The 20137-nt window shown below is 72.9% G+C and carries 21 protein-coding genes; 5 read left to right on the top strand and 16 right to left on the bottom strand.

The window, feature by feature from the left end:
• The 5 genes from ABZU52_RS02810 to ABZU52_RS02830 all read right to left on the bottom strand — a co-directional run.
• Positions 1-553: CbiX/SirB N-terminal domain-containing protein (locus ABZU52_RS02810; RefSeq protein ID WP_354969497.1), on the bottom strand; the 553-nt coding region annotated here is incomplete at its 3' end.
• Positions 554-570: 17 nt separating this feature from the next.
• Positions 571-1332 (bottom strand): phosphoadenylyl-sulfate reductase, encoded by a 762-nt coding sequence (locus ABZU52_RS02815; protein WP_354969382.1) that lies wholly within the window; start codon positions 1330-1332, stop codon positions 571-573.
• Positions 1329-1490 (bottom strand): hypothetical protein, encoded by a 162-nt coding sequence (locus ABZU52_RS02820; RefSeq protein ID WP_165435836.1) that lies wholly within the window; start codon positions 1488-1490, stop codon positions 1329-1331. Before ABZU52_RS02820 ends, ABZU52_RS02815 begins: the two co-directional genes overlap by 4 nt.
• Positions 1487-3199 carry a nitrite/sulfite reductase gene (locus ABZU52_RS02825; RefSeq protein WP_354969383.1) on the bottom strand — a complete coding sequence of 571 codons (1713 nt, stop codon included), beginning with the start codon at positions 3197-3199 and terminating at the stop codon, positions 1487-1489. Before ABZU52_RS02825 ends, ABZU52_RS02820 begins: the two co-directional genes overlap by 4 nt.
• A gap of 292 nt (positions 3200-3491) precedes the next feature.
• Positions 3492-4403, bottom strand: a complete 912-nt coding sequence (locus tag ABZU52_RS02830; RefSeq protein WP_354969384.1) for an ArsR family transcriptional regulator — start codon at positions 4401-4403, stop codon at positions 3492-3494.
• Positions 4404-4465: 62 nt separating this feature from the next.
• Between ABZU52_RS02830 and ABZU52_RS02835 the strand changes: the two genes are divergently transcribed.
• Positions 4466-5491, top strand: a complete 1026-nt coding sequence (locus tag ABZU52_RS02835) for an aldo/keto reductase family protein (protein ID WP_354969385.1) — start codon at positions 4466-4468, stop codon at positions 5489-5491.
• A gap of 45 nt (positions 5492-5536) precedes the next feature.
• The gene (locus ABZU52_RS02840; protein WP_354969386.1) at positions 5537-7036 is read left to right on the top strand and encodes a glycosyltransferase family 39 protein; all 1500 of its coding nucleotides are present in this window, start codon (positions 5537-5539) and stop codon (positions 7034-7036) included.
• A gap of 155 nt (positions 7037-7191) precedes the next feature.
• Here the strand turns inward: ABZU52_RS02840 and ABZU52_RS02845 are convergent, their stop codons facing one another.
• On the bottom strand, positions 7192-8784 hold the full coding sequence (locus ABZU52_RS02845) for a histidine kinase N-terminal domain-containing protein (RefSeq protein ID WP_354969387.1): 1593 nt from the start codon (positions 8782-8784) through the stop codon (positions 7192-7194).
• A 25-nt stretch (positions 8785-8809) separates the two neighbouring features.
• Positions 8810-9841, bottom strand: coding sequence for an SIS domain-containing protein (locus ABZU52_RS02850; protein WP_354969498.1), 1032 nt, complete (start codon positions 9839-9841; stop codon positions 8810-8812).
• Between the two features lie 189 nt (positions 9842-10030).
• Between ABZU52_RS02850 and ABZU52_RS02855 the strand changes: the two genes are divergently transcribed.
• Entirely contained in the window at positions 10031-11872 is a 1842-nt protein-coding gene (locus tag ABZU52_RS02855; RefSeq protein WP_354969388.1) for a tetratricopeptide repeat protein, read from the top strand.
• Between the two features lie 33 nt (positions 11873-11905).
• Here ABZU52_RS02855 and ABZU52_RS02860 read toward each other — a convergent pair whose 3' ends face one another.
• Positions 11906-13492, bottom strand: a complete 1587-nt coding sequence (locus ABZU52_RS02860) for an MDR family MFS transporter (protein ID WP_354969389.1) — start codon at positions 13490-13492, stop codon at positions 11906-11908.
• Positions 13493-13604: 112 nt separating this feature from the next.
• On the opposite strand from ABZU52_RS02860, the gene ABZU52_RS02865 reads away from it, so the two are divergent.
• Entirely contained in the window at positions 13605-14180 is a 576-nt protein-coding gene (locus ABZU52_RS02865; protein ID WP_354969390.1) for a helix-turn-helix domain-containing protein, read from the top strand.
• Positions 14181-14213: 33 nt separating this feature from the next.
• Here ABZU52_RS02865 and ABZU52_RS02870 read toward each other — a convergent pair whose 3' ends face one another.
• The 8 genes from ABZU52_RS02870 to ABZU52_RS02905 form a co-directional block, all read right to left on the bottom strand.
• The gene (locus ABZU52_RS02870; RefSeq protein WP_354969391.1) at positions 14214-14723 is read right to left on the bottom strand and encodes a GNAT family N-acetyltransferase; all 510 of its coding nucleotides are present in this window, start codon (positions 14721-14723) and stop codon (positions 14214-14216) included.
• The gene (locus ABZU52_RS02875) at positions 14720-14941 is read right to left on the bottom strand and encodes a biotin/lipoyl-binding carrier protein (protein WP_030490397.1); all 222 of its coding nucleotides are present in this window, start codon (positions 14939-14941) and stop codon (positions 14720-14722) included. Before ABZU52_RS02875 ends, ABZU52_RS02870 begins: the two co-directional genes overlap by 4 nt.
• 205 nt (positions 14942-15146) lie before the next feature.
• Complete coding sequence (locus tag ABZU52_RS02880; RefSeq protein ID WP_167493918.1) at positions 15147-15311, bottom strand: hypothetical protein; 165 nt, start codon at positions 15309-15311, stop codon at positions 15147-15149.
• Positions 15312-15370: 59 nt separating this feature from the next.
• On the bottom strand, positions 15371-15658 hold the full coding sequence (rsrA, locus tag ABZU52_RS02885) for a mycothiol system anti-sigma-R factor (protein WP_252419069.1): 288 nt from the start codon (positions 15656-15658) through the stop codon (positions 15371-15373).
• A gap of 1 nt (position 15659) precedes the next feature.
• Positions 15660-16487, bottom strand: a complete 828-nt coding sequence (locus tag ABZU52_RS02890; RefSeq protein WP_354969392.1) for a sigma-70 family RNA polymerase sigma factor — start codon at positions 16485-16487, stop codon at positions 15660-15662.
• A 236-nt stretch (positions 16488-16723) separates the two neighbouring features.
• A complete protein-coding gene (locus ABZU52_RS02895) occupies positions 16724-17341 on the bottom strand; it encodes an alpha/beta family hydrolase (protein ID WP_354969393.1) in 618 nt (205 codons plus the stop codon).
• Between the two features lie 51 nt (positions 17342-17392).
• Positions 17393-17785 carry a WhiB family transcriptional regulator gene (locus tag ABZU52_RS02900; protein ID WP_354969394.1) on the bottom strand — a complete coding sequence of 131 codons (393 nt, stop codon included), beginning with the start codon at positions 17783-17785 and terminating at the stop codon, positions 17393-17395.
• 196 nt (positions 17786-17981) lie between these two features.
• The gene (locus ABZU52_RS02905) at positions 17982-18692 is read right to left on the bottom strand and encodes an SOS response-associated peptidase (protein WP_354969395.1); all 711 of its coding nucleotides are present in this window, start codon (positions 18690-18692) and stop codon (positions 17982-17984) included.
• 102 nt (positions 18693-18794) lie between these two features.
• On the opposite strand from ABZU52_RS02905, the gene aroA reads away from it, so the two are divergent.
• Positions 18795-20093: a 3-phosphoshikimate 1-carboxyvinyltransferase gene (gene aroA / locus ABZU52_RS02910; RefSeq protein WP_354969396.1), complete on the top strand. Its 1299-nt coding sequence runs from the start codon at positions 18795-18797 to the stop codon at positions 20091-20093.
• Positions 20094-20137: the final 44 nt, after the last annotated feature.

Raw genomic sequence — 20137 nt, forward strand, 5'->3', positions numbered from 1 at the left:
CGGCCAGCACCAACGCGTCGAACCCGCCCGGACGCAGCGCGTCGAAGCCGCCCGGACGCGACGCGTCGAACCGGCCCGGACGCAGCGCGTCGAAGCCGCCCGGACGCGACGCGTCGAACCGGCCCGGACGCAGCGCGTCGAAGCCGCCCGGACGCGTTTCGCCCAGCCGACGGCACAACCCGGCCAGCAGCGCCGGATCGGGCGTGTCGTCCGCCGGGCCGAGCACATCGGTCACCCGTACCGCCAGCGGTGGCCCGGACCGCGCCGCCGCGGCGACCGCCGCCGGAATGTCCACCCGATGGTGGTACGCGGCGGTCAGTAGCAGCGGCACCAGCACCGCGCGGCGGTGCCCGGCCACGGCCAGGTCACGCAGCACCTCGGTCGGCCCCGGCTCGGTGTGGTCCAGCCAGCTCGCCCACACCTGGGTGCCCGGCCGAGCCGCCGCCACCGCCCGAGCCAGTGCCCGGGTGGCAGCGGCCGCCCGTGGATCACGGCTGCCGTGCGCGACCAGCACCACCGGATCGGCCCCGCCGGCCACAGCGGGGCCGGTCAGGGGCGTCGCCGGGGAGGTCAGACGTGCAGCCCGCACTCGGTCTTCTCGAACATGGCCCACCGGCCGGCCCGCGCGTCCTCGCCGGCCTTGGTACGGCGGGTGCACGGCCAGCAGCCGATCGACCCGTACCCCTGCTTGAAAAGCTCGTTGACCGGCACGTTGAACCGGGCGATGTAGGCGTCCACATCCTGCTGCGACCAGGCCGCGATCGGGTTGACCTTGACCTTGCCGCGCCGCGCGTCGAAGGTCACCACCGGGGTGTTGGCCCGGGTCGGCGACTCGTCCCGACGCAGACCGGCGGCCCAGGCGTCGTACCCGGTCAGCGCCCGCTCCAGCGGCTCCACCTTGCGCAGCTGGCAGCAGTCGTCAGGCGACTTGTTGAACAGCCGTGGACCGTACTGGCCGTCCTGCTGGCCGACGGTGAGTCGGGGCCGGATCGACCGGACGTTCACCGGCAGCGTCCGGGCGACCTCGTCGCGAACCCGCAGCGTCTCGGGGAAGTGCAGGCCGGTGTCGAGGAAAACCACGTCCACGCCCGGGGCGACCCGGGACACCAGATGGGCCAGGACGGCGTCGGCCATCGAGCTGGTGACGCAGAACCGGTCGCCGAAGGTCTGCGCCGCCCAGCGGGCGATCTCCAGCGCGGGGGCACCCTCCAGCTCCCGGCCGGCGTCCTCGGCCAGCGCGCGCAGCTCGTCCGGGCTGCGCAGGGACGGGTCGGCGGGCTTCGGACCGCCCGGGCCGACCAGGCCCAGGCCGGCGGCGGAGACGAGGCTCATGAGGTCACCGCCCGCGAGAGCAGCCCGGTGAACTTCACCGAGAAGACCCGGGTGCAGGCGTGGCACTCCCAGGCGCCGTGCCCCGCCTCGTGCGGCCGCAGGTCCTCCTCGCCGCAGTACGGGCAGTACAGAGGTGCCGCTCGGTTCTCGCTGCTCACCGCAGTTCCTCCTCGTCGACTCTGATCACCCAGTTGGCGAACGTCTCGCCCTCGCTCCGACTGGCCAGGTAGCGACGGGCCAGCCGTTCCACGTACTCCGGAAGCTCCTCGGCGGTGGTCTTCAGGCCGCGCAACTTACGGCCGAAACCGGCGGTCTGCCCCTGGGCCATGCCCAGCCCACCGCCCAGGTGCACCTGGAAACCCTCGACCTGCCGGCCGTCCGGGCCGACCACCAGTTGACCCTTCAGCCCGATGTCGGCCACCTGGGTACGCGCGCACGCGTTCGGGCAGCCGTTGATGTGGATCGAGATGTCCGCGTCGAAGTCGCGCAGCCGCTGCTCCAGCCGGGCCACCAACTCCTCGCCGCGGGCCTTCGTCTCGACGATGGCGAGCTTGCAGTACTCGATGCCGGTGCACGCCATCGTGCCGCGCCGCCAGGCCGACGGCCGGGCCTCCAGACCGATCCCGCGCAGCGCGTCGACAAGCGACTCCGTCCGCTCCGCCGGCACGTCGAGCACCAGCAGCTTCTGGTACGGGGTGAGCCGCACCCGGTCGCTGCCGTGCGCCTCGACCACGTCGGCCAGCTGGCTGAGCTGCGCGCCGGAGACCCGACCGACGACCGGGGCCGCGCCCACGTAGTGCCGCCCGTCGGCCTGCTCGTGCACGCCCACGTGGTCGACCGGCTTCGACGGCAGGATCGGCGCCGGGCCGTCGAGCAGCGTACGACCGAGGTAGTCCTTCTCCAGGACCTCCCGGAAGCGCTCCACGCCCCAGTCGGCCACCAGGAACTTGAGCCGGGCCCGGTGGCGCAGCCGGCGGTAGCCGTAGTCACGGAAGATCCCGACCACCCCGGCCCACACGTCGGGCACCTCGGCCAGCGGCACCCAGACGCCGAGCCGCTTTGCGAGCATCGGGTTGGTGGAGAGGCCGCCGCCGACCCAGACGTCGAAGCCGGGCCCGTGCTCGGGGTGGTCGACACCGAGGAAAGCGATGTCGTTCGACTCGTAGGGGGTGTCCACCAGCCACGAGATCGACGTCTTGAACTTGCGGGGCAGGTTGGAGAACTGCTTGTCCCCGACGTACCGGGAGACGATCTCGTCGATCGCCGGGGTCGGGTCGAGCACCTCGTCACGGGCCACACCGGCGACCGGGCTGCCCAGCACGATCCGCGGGCAGTCGCCGCACGCCTCAGTGGTCTGCAGGCCGACCGACTCCAACCGACGCCAGATCTCCGGCATGTCCTCGACCCGGATCCAGTGGTACTGGATGTTCTGCCGGTCGGTGATGTCGGCGGTGTCCCGCGCGAACTCCCGGGAGATGTCCGCGATCACCCGCAGCTGGGCCAGGCTGAGCTGGCCGCCGTCGATGCGGACCCGGAGCATGAAGAACTCGTCCTCCAGCTCGTGCGGCTCCAGCACGGCGGTGCGCCCGCCGTCGATGCCCGCCTTGCGCTGGGTGTAGAGGCCCCACCAGCGGAACCGGCCCCGCAGATCCTGCGGATCGATGGAGGCGAAGCCGCGGTGCGCGTAGATGGTCTCGATGCGGGCCCGGACGTTGAGCGGGTCGTCGTCCTTCTTGATCCGCTCGTTGGGGTTGAGCGGCTCGCGGTGGCCGAGCGCCCACTGACCCTCACCCCGTGGCCGGCGCGGCGCTCGGGCCGGGCGAGCCGTCGGGTCCTCGGAACGGGCCGGGATGCTGCTGACCGCCATCGCGGCGTCCTCCGTTGTCTGCTGTGCCTCGGGGTACGCGGGGCGCGGCGGCCGGCCCGCGAAGCGGGCGGGACAACGGTGTCTTCAGACAGCCGGCGCGGAGCGCGCCCGAGACGGATTGGTCGGGCGTCGTCAGTAGGCCGGACAGATCGCGCTGCGCACGCGGCCGTAATCAACGTGGCGACGTGCCACGAAACGGCGGACGACTGCGGCGGTCATGGAGCCCATGCTGCCACACCCCAAGGGGGCCGGCCAATGTCCGCGTGCTGGATCCCACATCACGGGCCGGAGGTCAGCCAACCAGCTGGTCACCCAGGACAGTTCGGGCATAACGCACCACCCGACCCTGCCGTACGCCGGCGACCAGGCCGTTGTCCCGCAGAGTGGTGAGGTGGTGCGACGCGGTCGCCGGCGCGAGGCCCAGCAGCGCGGCCAGCTCGCCGGTGCTCAGCGGCGCGTCGAGCAGGGCGAGCGCCGCCGCCCGCGTACCGCCGAGGAGAGCGCTCAGCGCCGCGCTGGGCGGCGGCGAATCCCACAGCCCGCCCAGCCCGGCGGGCGGATAGCAGAGGGCGGGCCCGGCGTCGCCCTCCATGATCGCGTGCACCGTCGGCCCGGAGAACGCGGTGGGCAGCAGCGTCCACGGGCGTCCGTCCAGGCCGACCGGGCGGGTCGTACCGACGGCGACTCGCAGCGCCGCGCCGTCCCACCGGATCAACGGGTGCAGCTCGCGGAGCAGGGTGCGCCCACCCTGCTCGGCGGCGAGTAGCGTCCGCCGCCGGATGTCGGCCAGCGCGAGCGCCCGCAGCCGGGGCCAGTCCGGTGCGATCAGCAGGGTGAAGTACCTGTGGAGCTGCGCGACCAGCTCGTCCGGGGCCAGCCGGGGTGCGCCGGCCCGCTCCAGTTGCCGCCGCACCCGGGACGGGTCGGTGCCGGCGACCGCCCGCAACTCGGCGGCCAGGTTCGGCGCCACCCCGACCGGGGTGAGGAAATCCGGCACGTAGCCGTTGGACGATTTGAGCACCGCCAACAGCGGTTCCAGACCGGCATCCGGCAGCAGCCGCTCCGCGCGCTCCCGCCACGGGCGGTGCATCCAGTACTTCGCGGGCTTGCGCAACGCGCAGGAGCTGGCCACCAGCTCGGCCAGCGGCGAGTGCACGAACCGGACCCGGCTCAGGTCGTCGGGCGAGAACCGAACCTCGATCACCTACGGATTCGACCACGTTCGAACGGTTCGGCGACAGCGCGGAGCGGCCCGAGGATCCTGGTATGGAGTACAGGCAACTGGGCCGGTCGGGCCTGCGCGTCAGCGCGGTCGCGTACGGCAACTGGGTCACCCACGGCAACCAGCTCGACGATGACGCGGCCGCCGCGTGCGTGGCCGCCGCCCTGGACGCGGGCATCACCACGTTCGACACCGCCGACCGGTACGCCCAGGGGCGGGCCGAGGAGGCGTTGGGCAGGGCGCTGAGCGGCGTCCGGCGCAGCTCGATCGAGCTGTGCACGAAGGTGTGCCTGCCGGTCGGGCCGGGCGCCAACGACGCCGGGCTGTCCCGCAAGCACGTCATCGAGGGCTGTCACGCCTCGCTACGCCGGCTGGGCACCGACTACGTCGACCTCTATCAGGCGCACCGGTACGACGACAGTGTGCCGCTGGAGGAGACGATGCTGGCCTTCGCCGACCTGGTCCGTCAGGGCAAGGTGCTCTACGTCGGCGCGTCCGAGTGGACCGGCCCGCAGCTGCGCGCGGGAATGCGGCTCGCCGCCGAGCTGCACATCCCGTTCATCGCCAACCAGCCGCAGTACTCGATGCTGTGGCGGGTGGTGGAGGCCGAGGTGTCGCCGGCCTGCGCTGACCTCGGCCTGGGGCAGCTCGCCTGGGCGCCACTGGCGATGGGCGTGCTGACCGGCCGTTACGAACCGGGTGGCCGTCCGCCCGCCGGCTCCCGGGCCACCGACGGCTTCGGTGGCTCGTTCATCGCCCGCTACTCCTCGGATCTGCTGCTCTCCCGGGTACGCCAGCTCCGGCCGATCGCCGAGGCCGCCGGCTGCACGATGGCCCAGTTGGCGGTGGCGTGGGTGCTGCGCCGTCCGACGGTGGCGGGCGCGATCGTCGGCGCGTCCCGGCCCGAGCAGCTCGCCGAGACGGCACGGGCCGCCACGGTACGGCTCGACGACGAGCTGATGGCCCGGATCGACGCCGTACTCGACGAGCTGGTGGAGCGTGATCCGGCGAAGACCGCCCGTCCGAACGACGTGATGCCAGCCTGGCGCCCATCGCCTGCCGCCGGCTGACGTTCACGGAGGGGGTGGTCGTGGCAGGCTCGGGCCGTGGGGCAAATGTCCGAGAGGTCGGCCGGGAGGGCGTGGGAGCACCTGCGCCGCCTGCCGGTCTGGCTGCCCCCGGCGCTGCTGACCCTGGCGGTGACAGTGACTGGGCTGGGCTCCGCCCAGTTGTGGCGCGACGAGTTGGCGACGTGGAGCGCGGCGACCCGGTCACCCACTGACCTGGCCCGGCTGGCCGACACCATCGATGCCGCCACCGGGCCGTACTACCTGCTCATGCACGGCTGGACCGCTGTTGTCGGCGACTCCACGATCGCCCTGCGCCTACCGGCCGTGCTGGCGATGACAGTGGCCGCCGGGCTGCTCGCCGTGCTCGGCGCGCGGCTCGTCGACCGGCGCGGCGGCCTCTTCGCCGGGCTGCTGTTCGCGGTGCTCCCCGGCACCTCCCGTTACGGGCAGGAGGCCCGCCCGTACGCGCTGGCCACCATGCTCGCCGTGCTCGCCACCCTGCTGCTGGTGACCGCGCTGCGCCGACCGAGCTGGGCCCGTTGGGCCGGTTACGCCGCCGCCGTCGCCGCACTCGGGCTCATCCATCTGATCGCGCTCACAGTGCTCGCCGCCCACGCGCTGGTCGTCCTCATCGCCTGGTGGCGCGGCCCGGCCCGCGCCGGCATCGCCGCCCCGGAGCACCTCGACGCCGAGCGGGACCGGCGGGTGTGGCGGTGGCTGGTCGCCGTACTGCCGGTCGCACTGCTGGCCGGCCCGCTGCTGGTCAAGGCCCGGACCCAGCAGTCCCGGCAGTTCAACTGGGTCCACCTGGCCCGGCTCGACGATTTGACCGCGCTGCCCGGTGGCGTGGCCCAGAGCAGCGTGGTCGGCGGTCTGCTGGTCGGGGTCGCCGCGTTGGGCGCGGCCCGGCTCGGGCGGCGCGCCGTGCTGCCGGTCAGCGCGGTGCTGCTGCCCGTACTGCTGCTCTTCGCCGCCGGCACGGTCGTACCGCTGTGGGTGCCCCGGTACCTGGTCTTCGTGGTGCCCTTCGCGTGTCTGCTGGCCGGCGCGGCGCTGGCCGCCGTGGCCGCACCGGCCGCGCTCGTCGTGGTACTCCTGGCCGGGCTGCTCGGCCTACCCGACCAGGCCGCGCTGCGCCGGACCCACGAGTGGCCACGCAGCGCGCCGGTGGACTACGCGGGGGTGGCGCGGGTGATCGCCGACGGCCAACGCCCGGGGGACGCGGTGGTCTACTCGCCCCGGCACAGCTGGCTCTTCCTCGACCTCGGCATCGAGTACCACCTCGACGACCCACCACGCGACGTGCTGGTCACCGAGGACGAGGTGCGCCGCGGTGACCTGTGGGCCGCCGAGTGCCAGCAGCCGGCACAGTGCCTGGCCGGTACGACACGGGTGTGGCTCGTCGTCTCCGGTCGGCACCCCGAGCCGCTGGCCGCCGTGCCCGGCGCCAAGGGCGACGCGCTACGCACCGACTTCACCGTCACGCAGGTCTGGCAGCGGCCCGGCCTGACCGTCGCGCTGCTGACCAGCCGCCCCGATCGCTGACCGGACCGCCCACGGGCAGGCCGGCCCAACGGCCGGGCCCGCCCATCTCGATGCGCGTGATGACGGTGAGTCATCCTGATGACTCGGAGGCATCACGCTCATTCTGATATCCGCTCCCGCCGCAGCCCCCGCCCCACCGGAGGCGGCAGGGCGGCTCAGCCCTGCGAGCGGCCGTCGTGGGCGTTGCGGGCCAGCGGGACGACCAGCACGGCCTCGGTGCCACCGTTGGCGCCGGCCCGCAGTTCGATGGTGCCGCGCAGCTCCCCGGTGATCAGGGCTCGGACGATCTGGAGGCCGAGCCGGCTGCCGCGTTCGCTGTCGAAGTCCGGGGGGAGGCCGCGTCCGTTGTCGGTCACCGAGACGTGCAGCATCTTGCGGAACCGGTGTGCCGAGACCACCACCTCGGGTCGCAGCGACGGGTCGACCTCGGGAGCGGCGACCGGCACCATGCCGGAGGCGACGGGTACGGGGACCTCGTCCGCCTCGTCGGCCGGCGGGAAGCCGTGCTCGACGGCGTTGAGCAGCAACTCGTTGAGGACCATCACCAGCGAGGTGGCGATCTCCGCCGGCAGTACGCCGAAGCTGCCCCGCCGCCGCATGCCGACGCTCACCTCGGTCGCCGCGACCTCGGTCGCCGCGCTGGCCACCCGGTCGACGATGCCGTCGAACTCCACCGCCTCGTCGCTGGACATCGAAAGCGTCTCGTGCACCAGGGCGATCGAGGCGACTCGACGGACCGATTCCTCCAGCGCGACCCGGGCCTCCGGCATCGCCACCCGGCGGGCCTGCAACCGCAGCAGCGCGGCCACCGTCTGGAGATTGTTCTTCACCCGGTGGTGGATCTCCCGGATGGTGGCGTCCTTGGTGATCAGCGCCCGGTCCCGGCGACGGACCTCGGTGATGTCCCGGACCAGCACCAGCGCGCCGATCGGCACCCCGGCCGGCATCAGCGGCAGCGCCCGGGTGAGCATCGTGGCACCTCGCGCGTCGATCTCCCGACGGGGTGGCGCCTCACCGCGCAGCGCGGCCAGGATGCCGTTCGAGGCCTCGGTGCCGTCCAGCGGGTCACCGGCCAGCCGGCGGTGCAGCGCGGCCAGGTCCTCCCCCACCAGGTGCGAGGCGTAGCCCAGCCGGCGGTACGCGGACTGCGCGTTCGGGCTGGCGTAGGTGACCTTGCCGCCGGCATCGAGCCGGACCAGGCCGTCGCCGACCCGGGGCGCCGAGGTGGTCTCACCCGGATGCCGCGGCGGCGGGAAGGTGCCGTCCGCGATCATCTGCGCCAGGTCGTCGGCGGTGGTGAGGTAGTTGAGTTCCAACTGGCTGGGCGTACGCGCGGTGGAGAGGTTGGTGTCCCGCCCCACCACCGCGATCACCTCGCCGGCCTCACCCTCGGCGGTACGCAGCCGGACCGGGATCGCCTCGTGTCGGGCCGGCACGTCGCCGTACCAGACCGGGTCGCCCTCGCGCCAGATCCGGCCCTGGGAGTACGCCACCCCCAGGTGGGCCACCTCCGGCCCGCCGACGATCCGACCCACCTGGTCGTCCTGGTAGGCGGTCGGTGCGGTGGTCGGACGGACCTGGGCGACGCAGAGGAACGTGCCGTCGGCGTCGACCGGCACCCAGAGCAGCAGGTCAGCGAAGGACAGATCGGAGAGCAGTTGCCAGTCGCCGGCGATCCGGTGCAGGTGGTCGATGTCGGCCGGACGGAGATGGGTGTGCTCCTCGGCGAGGTCGCGCAGCGTGGACACGGTGACCAGGGTGCCACGCCGTGCGTCACATCGTCGCGGTGACCTTCTTCAACCCGCGCGGCGCGTCCGGATCCTCGCCTCGGGTGAGCGCCAGTGCCAGCGCCAACCGCTGCATCGGCAGGATGTCCAGCAGTGGGGCGTACCGCTCGTCGACCTCGGGAACGGCGAGCCGGGTGGCGCCCGGCACGTCGGCGGAGCCGACCACCACGACGTCGGCGCGGCGTTCGCCGAGGCGGGGCAGCACCTCGCCCATCGACCGGCCGCCGGGGCCGGAGCCGACCACGGCGAGCACCGGGACCTCCGGGTCGGTCATCGCGAGCGGGCCGTGCAGCAGGTCGGCGCCGGAGAAGGCGAGCGCCGGCAGGTACGAGGTCTCCATCAGCTTGAGCGCGGCCTCCCGGGCGGTCGGGTAGGCGTACCCCCGGCCGGTGGTGACCAGTTGCCGGGCGAACCGGTAGCGCGGGGCGAGCTGGGCCGGGGTGTCGTCGGCCAGGGTGCGGGTGGCCAGCTCGGGCAGCGCGTCGAGCGCCTCCCGTTCGGCCTTTGGGAGCACGCCGTCGCCGGCCCGGATCCCCTCCACCAGCATCAGCAGGGCGAGCAGCTCGGCGGTGTAGGTCTTGGTGGCGGCCACCGCCCGCTCGTGCCCGGCGGCGATGTCGATGCTCAGCTCGGCCACGTCGGCCAGCGGCGAGTCGGGGACGTTGGTCACCGCGAGGGTCAGCGCCCCGGAGGCGCGGGCGGCGCGCAGCACCTCGGTCAGGTCGGGCGAGCCGCCGCTCTGGCTGACCCCGACGACCAGCGCGTCGGACAGGTCGGGGCGGGCCCCGAACAGGGTGACGACACTGGGCGAGGCGAGCCCGGCGGGCAGGCCGAGCCGGATCTCGGTCAGGTAGGCCCCGTAGAGCGCCGCGTGGTCGGAGGTGCCCCGCGCGGTGAAGACCACGTGCCGCGGCCGGCGTTCGGCGATGACCGCCGCCACCCGGGCGATCTCGGCGGCGTTGGCGGCGGAGAGCAGACGCGCGTACCCAGCTGGCTGCTCGTCGATGTCGGCGGCCATTCCAGCCCCTGCACGAGTCACGGACACTCCTCTCTTGCGCGGTTACCGCGCGGTTCCTGCTCAGTCTTGCACTTTTGGGCGTGTCCAAGCAATCTAACGAGCACGAGTGCGCAGATGATCAGCTACTGACCCCAATATCAACTACGCTTTCCCCGATGTACCCGGTCTAGCCCGCGACGAGAGGACGACGTGCCCGAGGGAACGGACGACCCCGCGCTCTCCGCCACGGAGGAGCTGGCGCTGGCCCGGCTGGCACTCGACGAGGGCGACCTGCACCACGCCGCCGGCCACCTCGCCGGCGCGCTGGCCCGGGCTCCCACCCTCCCGGAGGTGCACGAGACGCTGGCCCGGCTCGCCGCGAGAAGCGGCGGCGGCCTCGACCTCTTCCCGATCAACCACCACACCTTCGTCGGTGCGGTCGTCGCCCGCGCCCACCTCCTCGCCACCGCCGGCCGCCCCGCCGAAGGGCTGGAGCTGCTGGCCGCGGCGACGGCGTACGCACCCGGCACCGAGTGGGCCGGCGTGCCCTGGGTCACCGCGCCCGAGCTGGCCGAACGACTGGACCCGGAGCACATCGCCCGAGTCCTCATGCAGGTCTGCGCCGCGCTGCCCGACCCGGTGCCGCGGATCGGCCGGGCCCCGCTGGCCCCGTACCTCACGCTGGCCCGCAACGCGGCCACCGTGCACCCCGAACACGGCCTGCTGCTGGGCGCGGCGTCCGCGCTGGCCCGGCGCCTCGGCGAGGTCCAGCTGGCGGTCCGCTGGGCCACCCGAGGGGTACGCGCGCAGCCCTCGAAGATGGGCGAGGTGTGGCTCGGGTACGCGTACCGCAGCTCGGGCCGGACCCGCGACGGCCTCGCCGCCCTCGGTCGGGCCGTCGAGCTGGACCCCGACGACCTGGCGATCTACGCGGACATCGCCGGCACCCTGGCCGAGATCGGCCGGCTGGACGAGGCGCTGGATTGGACCGAGCGGGCGCTGGCGCGGGATCCGTCGTTCGACTGCGCGGTGCACACCGCCCACCGCCTGCGGCACCTGCGCGACGGCGACCTCGCCCACCTGGTCGCGCTCGCCGACTTCGTACGGGACCACCCGGACGACAGCCACGAGCACGGCGACCTGGCGCAGTGCTGCCGAGGGCGGCCCTGGCTCGGCCAACTCACCCCGGCCGGCGGGCCGCTGGTCGACGCGATGCGCCAGGCGGTGGCCGACGACGACATCGGTCTCGGCGGCGCCGTACGGCTACCCGCCGCCGCCCCACCGAGCGCGGTCGGGACGGCGATCTCCACCGCCCCCGGCCTGCGGATCGAGGTCGTCGGCACGCCGGAGCCCGACCCGCGCGAGCCCCGGCGGGCGTCCGCTCAACGGTTGTGGCACTACGCGGACGCCGTCCCCACGCCCGCGCTGGCGGCGCCCTCGGCGACGGCGGTCGAACGGATCGGGCAGATCGCCCATCCGGCGTGGGCGCACCCACCGGCGGCGTACGACGCCGCGGTGGGTCTGGCCGGCCTCGACCTGGCCGACCTGCTCGGCCTGCTGGTGCACCCACCGGCGGCGCCGGCCAACGGGGTGGGTCGGCTGCTGGCCGCCCACGACCCGTCGGTCTGGGTCCGTGGCGTGCAGGTGTGGGCCTGCCTGGGGCTGCTGCACCACCGCACCGACGAGCCGTGGGAGGGCTCGACCCGACGCCGGGTGCTGCTCGATCTGATCTGGGGCGTCGAGGACTGGGTCACCGAGGCGGCGCTGTTCGCCCTGGTCACCGCCGCCTGGGTGGACCCTTCGGTGCGGCCGGACGTGGCCCGGGTGGTGGCGGAGCGACTGGCCGACGCCGCCGACGTGGCGCGCAGCCGGCCGGTCCCGATCGCCGCCTCGCTGGCCCACCTGGCGCTCGCCGCCCCGCAGCTCGACCCGGCGACCGCGGCCCTGGCCACCGAGCTGCTGCGCACCCACTCCCCCCGGCTCCCCCGCCCCCGCAACCCGCTGCGCCGCCTCTGGCAACGCCTGAGCAAGGGAGCGCCGCGCCGACCGTGACGGTCGACGCGGCGCGTGGAAGAGCGGGTTGGGTCAGGCGACCGGGGCGTTGCCGAGGGCGACCTCGGCCTCCTCCTCCGGGGTGGCCTGCGGCGGCGCCTCGTTCGCGGTGCGCAGCGGGATCTCCTTGATGAACCAGGCGAGCACCGGGATCACGATGGTGAACAGCACCGCCCAGAGGAAGACGTGCGAGATGGCGTCGGCGAGACCGCCGAGCACCGCCTCGCGCGCCTGGGCGGGCAGGTCCTTGAGCTTCTCCAGGTCCATCCCGGCACCGGCCTCGCCGCCGCCGAAGGCCCGACCGCCCTCGGAGCTGGCCAGCCGGTTGGCGAAGATCGCCCCGAACAGCGAGATGCCGAACGAACCACCGATCGACCGGAAGAAGGTGGCCGCACCGCTGGCCGCGCCGAGGTCCTTCTGCTCCACGCTGTTCTGCGCGATCAGCATCGACGTCTGCATCAGGAAGCCCATGCCGACGCCGAGCACGATCATGTACAGCGAGGACATCAGCTTGCTGGTGTCGGTGTCGAGCATGGACAGCAGCGCCATGCCCCCCGTCATCACCACACCACCGATGATCGGGTACGCCCGATACCTGCCGTTGCGGGTGATCGCCCGACCGACGAGAAGCGAGACGACGAGCATGCCGAACATCAGCGGCAGCAGCAGCAGGCCGCTGTTGGTGGCCGACGCCCCCTGCACGGTCTGCTGGTAGAGCGGCAGGAAGTTCATCGCGCCGAACATCGCGAAGCCGAGCAGGAAGCCGATCACCGAGATCAGCGCGAAGTTACGGTTGGCGAAGAGCGCCAGCGGCAGGATCGGTTCGGGGACGAACCATTCGACCACGGCGAACACGACCAGGGTCACCAGCGCCAGCACGGCCAGGCCGAGGATCTGCGGCGAGATCCAGGCGTACTCGTTGCCGCCCCAGGTGGTGATGAGCACGATCGCGGTGATGCCGACCGAGAGCAGCCCGGCTCCGATCCAGTCGATCCGGTGCTCGGTGCGGTACTTCGGCAGGTGCATGGTGGTGATCAGCACGAGCAGCGCCACACCGCCCAGCGGCAGGTTCACGTAGAACGCCCAGCGCCAGGAGAGGTGGTCGGTGATGAAGCCACCGGCCAGCGGGCCGGCCACCATGGCGATGGCCATGATGCCGGCGATCATGCCCTGGTAGCGCCCGCGCTCGCGGGGCGGGACCAGGTCACCGATGATCGCCATCACGCCGACCATGAGGCCGCCGGCACCGAGGCCCTGCACCGCCCGGAAGGCGATGAGCTGGACCATGCCGTCCTGCGGGCCGCCGAACATGTCGGAGCCGGCCATGCCGCAGAGGGCGGAGCCGACCAGGAAGACGACGACCGAGGTCAGGAAGACCGACTTGCGGCCGTAGAGGTCACCGAGCTTGCCCCAGATCGGGGTGGAGACGGTGGTGCCCAGGACGTACGCGGTAACCACCCAGGTGAAGTGGTTGAGCCCGCCGAACTCGCCGACGATCCGCGGTAACGCGGTGCTGACGATCATATTGTCGAGCATCGCGAGCATCATCGCGATCATCAGCCCGAACAGCACGACCCGAATGTTGGTGGGTCGCGTGCCGACCTGGGTTGCCTGAGTCATGGGTAAGCTCCCCCCGAGGATTGCCGTTCTTACTTGCCGCCCGGCTAGTCACCTTACTAGCCGCACGGTAAGTTGGATAGCGAACGACGGTCAAGCCAATTGGGGGGCGTGGGTGAGAGAGAGCACAGGCGGGACCCGGGAACGGATCAAGGCCGTCGCGCTCGAGCTCTTCACCGAGCAGGGGTACGAGAAGACCTCGCTCCGGGAGATCGCCGAGCGCCTCAATGTCACCAAGGCCGCCCTCTACTACCACTTCAAGAGCAAGGACGACATCGTCGCCAGCTTCGTGGAGGACCGGCTGGAGCGGATGGACGCGCTGACCGCCTGGGCCGCCACCCAGCCCGCGACCCTGGCCACCCGCCGCGAGCTGATCTCCCGGTACGCCGACACGATGTTCAGCGGCGAGCAGCCGTCGGTGATGCGCTTCTTCGAGCAGAACCAGACCGCGCTCAAGAGCCTGGCCGCCGGTCAGAAGATGCGCGGCCGGATGATGGAGCTGGCCAACGCGCTCTGCCGGGGCGACGACTCCCCCGCCGCCCAACTGCGCGCCGCGCTGTCGCTGTTCGCGGTGCACACCAGCTGGTTCGCGGTCCGCGCCCCGAACATCACCGACGACGAACGCCGCAAGCTCGCCCTGGAGGTGGCCGACGAGCTGCTGGCCGCCATCGGCACGCAACCCGACGCCTGACCCGAGCGGTGCCGAGCTGGGTCTACCCGGCGCTCAGCTGCGGGTCAGCTCCAGTCGCAGGCCGAGCAGGTCCACGCCCGGCGCCGGCGACCAGTCCTTCTCCGGTGAGCGGACGAACCCGCGCCGTGAGTAGAGCCGGTGCGCCGGATCGGCCATCCCGGCCCGGACGCAGATCACCACCGCCGTGCAGTTCAACTCGGTCGCCCGGTCGACACACGCCTCGACCAGCGCCGCACCCACCCCGCGGCCCTGAGCGCCCGGGTCGACCGCGAGCATCCGGAACTCCGCCTCGCCCGGCCCGGACAGCGCGGCGAACGGGGTGCCCGGCAGCACGAACGTGACCGAGCCGAGCACCGCCCCGGTCACCTCGTCCACCGCGACCAGCACCTCGCCGCTGGTGGCCCGGGTCGACACGTCGGCCAGCACCTCGCCGTACCCGTGTTCGCCCTTGAGCTGGCCGTCCGCCTCGTACGCGGCCACGGTCAGCCGGGCCACCGCCGGGAAGTCGGCCGGCTCGGCCGAACGGACCCGCAACCCGGTCAAGCGATCACCGCGATCAGGTCACCGTCCTGCACCACGTCGCCCTCGTGCACGGCGAGCTGCTGGAGCACACCGTCGGACTCGGCGATGACCGGGATCTCCATCTTCATCGACTCGAGGATCACCAGGGTGTCACCCTCGGCCACCGTGTCACCCGCGGTAGCGACGACCTTCCAGACGTTGGCCACCATCTCGGCGCGGATCTCCTCGGCCATGTCCAGGCCCTCCCTCTTCGCGACGTGCCTGCCGATGTATCCAATCATGCGTCGACCGCCGGTGGGCGCGCAGCGGCACGGCCGGGATGGCCGGCCCGCCCTGGGGAAGGCGGCGGGTGCCGACCGCACTACCATCAGCGGGTCGGACCCGCCGCCGGATGGCCGGTGGCTGCATCAGCGCCAAGGTCGCGCGCAGGACGGATCCGACCCATCACGAGGAGGTCAGCATGGCGAAGAAGTCCCGGAAGAAGAAGGCTCGTAAGAAGAGCGCCGCGAACCACGGCAAGCGTCCCAACTCCTGAACGGGTCGGCGGGCCGGCTGCCCGTCGCCGCTCAGCCGGCCGAGGCCGGGTACACCGGTGGCCCGGGTCGACATCGACCCGGGCCACCGGTCTTGCCAGCCTGTGCCGACGCTCAGTCGGCCAGCTCAGACGCTCAGTCGGTCAGCTCACGGGAATCGCTGGTCTCGAAGACCACCAGCTCGGTGAGCTTGACCCGCAGCCGCTCGCGCAGCTCGTCCGGCGCGGTCTCGTTGCCACAGCAACGAGCCACCAACGCTCGCACCTCCTGCTCCAGCCCGTACTCGCGCAGGCAGGGCCCGCACTCGTCCAGGTGGTGCCGGATCAGCGAGCGTCGCTCGTCGGCGCACTCCAGATCCAGGTAGAGGTACACCTCCGCGAGCACCTCGCGGCAGTCCGTCTCGTGCGGCTCCCCACAGCTCACGTCACACCTCCCGGCCGGCAGCGGCGGCGGTCGAGCCCTTCGCTGAGCGGGCAGCGCTGAAGCCCCGCTCCCCCGCGTATTGCTCGAGCAGCTTGCGCAGATTACGACGGCCCCGGTGCAGACGCGACATCACCGTGCCGATCGGCGTGCCCATGATGTCCGCGACCTCCTTGTAGGAGAAGCCCTCGACATCGGTGAGGTAGACGGCCAGCCGGAACTCCTCCGGCAACTGCTGGAGGGCCTCCTTGACGTCACTGTCCGGCAGCCGGTCCAGTGCCTCCGTCTCGGCGGAGCGCAACCCGCTGGAGGTGTGCGACTCGGCCTCGGCGAGCTGCCAGTCGGTGATCTCCTCGGTGGGCGCCTGGATCGGCTGGCGCTGCCGCTTACGGTAGGAGTTGATGTAGGTGTTGGTCAGGATCCGGTAGAGCCAGGCCTTCAGGTTCGTGCCCTGCTCGAACTGGTGGAAGGCCGCGTACGCCTTCAGGTAGGTCTCCTGGACCAGGTCCTCGGCATCCGCCGGGTTGCGTGTCATCCGCAGCCCAGCAGCGTAGAGCTGATCGACGAATGGCATCGCGTCCCGCTCGAATCGGGCCCTGCGCTCGTCCGTCTTCTCGGTGGTCAACCGCACATCCCCTCGCGTCGGATGCTTTCCCGCCGAGGATACGCGCAGCGGCCTGCCCGCAGATTCACTTCCGGATGGTGTGCCCGTGCTCACCGCGCCCACCCCGCCCGGTCCCGCCGTCGCGGGCCACTCCGGGCCTTCCAGCAGCCGCTTCAGCTGCCGGGCATCCCGATCGTCCCGTTCCAGGCTTCGTGTCTCGGTTGGCACCGGTCACCCCCCTCACAGAAAAGTCGTCCGGGGGTAGTAACGCGAGATGACCACTGGGGCATTCCGGCCGGCCCTCCCGTTCCTGGTCCCGGCCCCGACGGCGGCCGGCGCTGGGACCAGGAAGGGCCTGGGAGGACTGGTGTCGCCGGCCCTGATCGGGCCGGCGGCACCATCGGATGCAACGACCCGTGCCCGGCGCCGGAAACGGTCGCTCCGGCGAGCCGGCCGCGACGGGGTCAGTCGGCCGCCCAGCCCTGGGCGTACAGCCAGTCGCGCACGGCAGCGGCGGTGCCGGCCGGATCCCGGCGCAGATCGTGCGTCTCACCGGGGCGGCTCACCACCTGCACGGCCGGCCCCGGCTCCGGCGTCCCGAACGGGTCCCGGACGCCGTTGACGACAAGCGTGGGCAGGCCGGTGGCCAGCTCGGCGGCCCGCGAACGTTCCGGCCGACCGGGCGGGTGCAGCGGGAAGGCCAACGCGAGCACGCCCGCCGCGCCCACCGCACGGGCCGTCCGGCAGGCCACCCGTGCGCCGCTGGAACGCCCACCGACGAGCACCGTCGGCACGTCGGCGTGCCGGTCACGCAGCACGGCGAGCACCACTGCCCAGGCTTCGTCGAGGTGACCTGCCGGTGCCGGCGCACGACGACCGGCGACCCGGTACGGCTGGGTCACCCGGACCACCGCCAGGCCGGCCGCGACCGACGCGTCCCGGACCGCGAGCAGGTCGGGCGCGTCGACGCTGCCGCCCGCGCCGTGCCCGAGGACGAGCAGGGCGCTGGCCGGACGGACCGGCAGGTCGGTGTCGATCCGCGCCGGACCGCGCGGGGTGTCGATCTCGTTGCTGCGTGGCACCGGCCTATTCTGCGCCGCCAGCCGGGCGACGGGTGCGAACCGGGCCGCCGATCAGCTCAGCGGGACCAGGGCGAGCAGGCGATCGCGCACCGGCGGGCCGGGGTCGTCGATGGCGTCCGGGTCGGGGTCGACCTCGCCACGCCAGGCGACAAGCATCGCCCGTCGTTCCCGCGGTGTGGTGCCGCCCCACACGCCATGGCAGTCACCGACGTCGAGGGCCCAGGCCAGGCAGGACCCCTGCACGTCACAACTGCGGCACAGCGCGACGGCGGCGTCCGCCGGCTCGTTCGGTGCCGGAAAGAATGTCTCCGGATCGACGCTCTGGCAGGTTCCCCTGGTGCGCCACGCTTCGTCCTGTTGCCGCTCTCGCACGGCCCGCAGCAGTCGCGGATCTCGCCGCGCCGCTGCCACCTCGTGCGGGCGCGGCATACGTGCCCGTGTCATCCACCCACCTCCCCCGTGGGACCGGCAAAAGCTGTGGACGTCGTCCGCCCCGTGCGGATCGACAGCCACTACCGGCGCTGTGTTCTATCGCACTTCACAACACCGGGACAAGGGTCTGCCGGGAACATGACTGAACAACCAGGAGACGAATCGCGCGGAACCCTGGCAAATCGGCGGCCGACGATGCACGGCGGCGTCAGAACAGGGTCAACTCCTGCGGTGTCACAGTGGGCGCCACCGCCACCCGGGCGGTCAGCTGCGGCCCGTCGTTGCGGACGTCTCCCACCGCCGCACCCACCGGGCGGATCTCCAACCCCGCCAACTGCGCCGCCGACGCCGGAGTGAGCAGCCGCCCCGGCTCGTCGGTCGGCGCCAGCCACGACGACCAACGCTCGGGTGGCAGCAGCACCGGCATCCGGTCGTGCACCTCGGCCAGGTCGCCGAGCGCCGCGGTGGTCAGCACGCTGAAGGTGAGCCGGGTGTCGGCGTCGGACCCCCAGACCGACCAGATGCCGGCCAGCGCGAGCACCGAGCCGTCCCGGGGGGTCATGAAGTACGCCTGTCGTCCGCCGCCGGGCAGGCGGACCCACTCGTACCAGCCGTCGGCCGGGACCAGGCAGCGCCGACGGGCGAAGGAGCCGGCGTACGCCCGGCTGGTGGCCACCGTCTCCGCCCGCGCGTTGATCATGCGGGCGGCGCCCGAGGCGGACCGGGACCAGTGCGGCAGCAGCCCCCAGCGACCGACGCAGAGGCTGCGGTGCCCCTCCGGGCTGACCCGGACCAGCGGCACCGGGTCGGTCGGCGCGACGTTGTGATCCGCACGGACCAGGCCGTCGGAGTCGTCGGACGACTCGAACAGCGCGCTCAGCTCACCGGAACTCCGGGTCGTCGCGTACCTGCCGCACATGGGGCACACGTTAACGCGTCGGGGGCCCCTCCGGCTGTCCCGCCAACCGGGAGTACGAACGCCGGGCACCACCGCCACCCGCCGACGCGGCAGAATGTAACCGTGGGGAACCTGACCGCGACCCGGCCGCCGCAGCCGTGGACCGCACCGACCGCATCCGACCCGGTGGCGGCGACGCTGCGCCTGCCCGGTTCCAAATCGATGACCGCCCGCGCCCTGGTGCTCAGCGCGCTGGCCGCCGGCCCGTCGACGCTGGCCCGGCCACTGCGCGCCCGCGACACCGAGCTGATGGCCGCCGGCCTGCGGGCGATGGGCGCGCACGTCTCGATCAGCGACGACGAGCGCTGGCTGGTCCGACCGCACCCGCTGGTCGGCCCCGCGCACGTCGACGTGGGGCTGGCCGGCACCGTGATGCGGTTCGTGCCGCCGGTGGCCGGCCTGGCTGACGGGCAGGTCACCTTCGACGGCGACCCGTACGTCCGCACCCGACCGCTCGGCCCGCTGGTCGACGCGCTGCGCTCGCTGGGCGTCCGGATCGACGTCACCGGCACCGGCAGCCTGCCGCTGACCGTCCTCGGCACCGGCCGGGTCGCCGGCGGCGAAGTGGTGATCGACGCGTCCGCCTCCAGCCAGCTCGTCTCCGGGTTGTTGCTGGCCGCCCCGCGCTTCGACCGGGGCGTCGTGGTCCGCCACGTCGGGCCGCCGGTGCCCTCCGCGCCGCACCTTCGGATGACGGTGCAGATGCTGCGGGCCGCCGGCGCGGCGGTCGACGACAGCACCCCCGACGTCTGGGCCGTCGAGCCCGGCCCGCTCACCGGGCGCGGCTGGGACATCGAACCGGACCTGTCCGGCGCCGTGCCGTTCTTCGCCGCCGCCCTGGTCACCGGGGGCGAGGTGACCCTGCAGGGTTGGCCACACAGCAGCGCGCAGCCGGTCGAGCAACTCCGCTCGCTGCTCCAGCGGATGGGCGGCGAGGTCACCCTCTCCACCGACGGGCTGACCGTCCGCGGCACCGGCGTGGTGCACGGTCTGACCGCCGACCTGTCCGACGTCGGCGAGCTGACCCTCGTGCTGACCGCGCTGGCCATGCTGGCCGACTCGCCGTCGGTCTTCACCGGCGTCGGGCACATCCGGGGCCACGAGACCGACCGGCTCGCCGCGCTCGCGCGCGAGTTCGGCGGGCTCGGAGCGGACATCACCGAAACGCCGGACGGGTTGGAGATCCGGCCCCGTCCGCTGCGCGGCGGGGTCTTCCGCACCTACCACGACCACCGGATGGCGCACGCCGCCGCGGTGGCCGGGCTCGCCGTTCCCGGCATCGAGGTGGACGACGTGGGGTGTACCTCCAAGACCATGCCCGAGTTCCCGGCACTATGGTCAGCGATGGTGACCGGCAAGTGAGCGTCCGGACGCTCACTTAGAGCTGACGCGAGAAGAGGACAGGT

The sequence above is a fragment of the Micromonospora sp. NPDC005220 genome (assembly GCF_040607895.1).
Classification (GTDB): Bacteria; Actinomycetota; Actinomycetes; order Mycobacteriales; family Micromonosporaceae; genus Micromonospora.

Bases quoted from the DNA above. Each gene is read 5' to 3' on its own strand.
- ABZU52_RS02815 (WP_354969382.1), bottom strand. From the start codon at position 1,332: ATGAGCCTCGTCTCCGCCGCCGGCCTGGGCCTGGTCGGCCCGGGCGGT.
- ABZU52_RS02825 (WP_354969383.1), bottom strand. From the start codon at position 3,199: ATGGCGGTCAGCAGCATCCCGGCCCGTTCCGAGGACCCGACGGCTCGC.
- ABZU52_RS02835 (WP_354969385.1), top strand. From the start codon at position 4,466: ATGGAGTACAGGCAACTGGGCCGGTCGGGCCTGCGCGTCAGCGCGGTC.
- ABZU52_RS02840 (WP_354969386.1), top strand. From the start codon at position 5,537: ATGTCCGAGAGGTCGGCCGGGAGGGCGTGGGAGCACCTGCGCCGCCTG.
- ABZU52_RS02850 (WP_354969498.1), bottom strand. From the start codon at position 9,841: ATGGCCGCCGACATCGACGAGCAGCCAGCTGGGTACGCGCGTCTGCTC.
- ABZU52_RS02860 (WP_354969389.1), bottom strand. From the start codon at position 13,492: ATGACTCAGGCAACCCAGGTCGGCACGCGACCCACCAACATTCGGGTC.
- ABZU52_RS02880 (WP_167493918.1), bottom strand. From the start codon at position 15,311: ATGTCGACCCGGGCCACCGGTGTACCCGGCCTCGGCCGGCTGAGCGGC.
- ABZU52_RS02900 (WP_354969394.1), bottom strand. From the start codon at position 17,785: ATGACACGGGCACGTATGCCGCGCCCGCACGAGGTGGCAGCGGCGCGG.
- ABZU52_RS02905 (WP_354969395.1), bottom strand. From the start codon at position 18,692: ATGTGCGGCAGGTACGCGACGACCCGGAGTTCCGGTGAGCTGAGCGCG.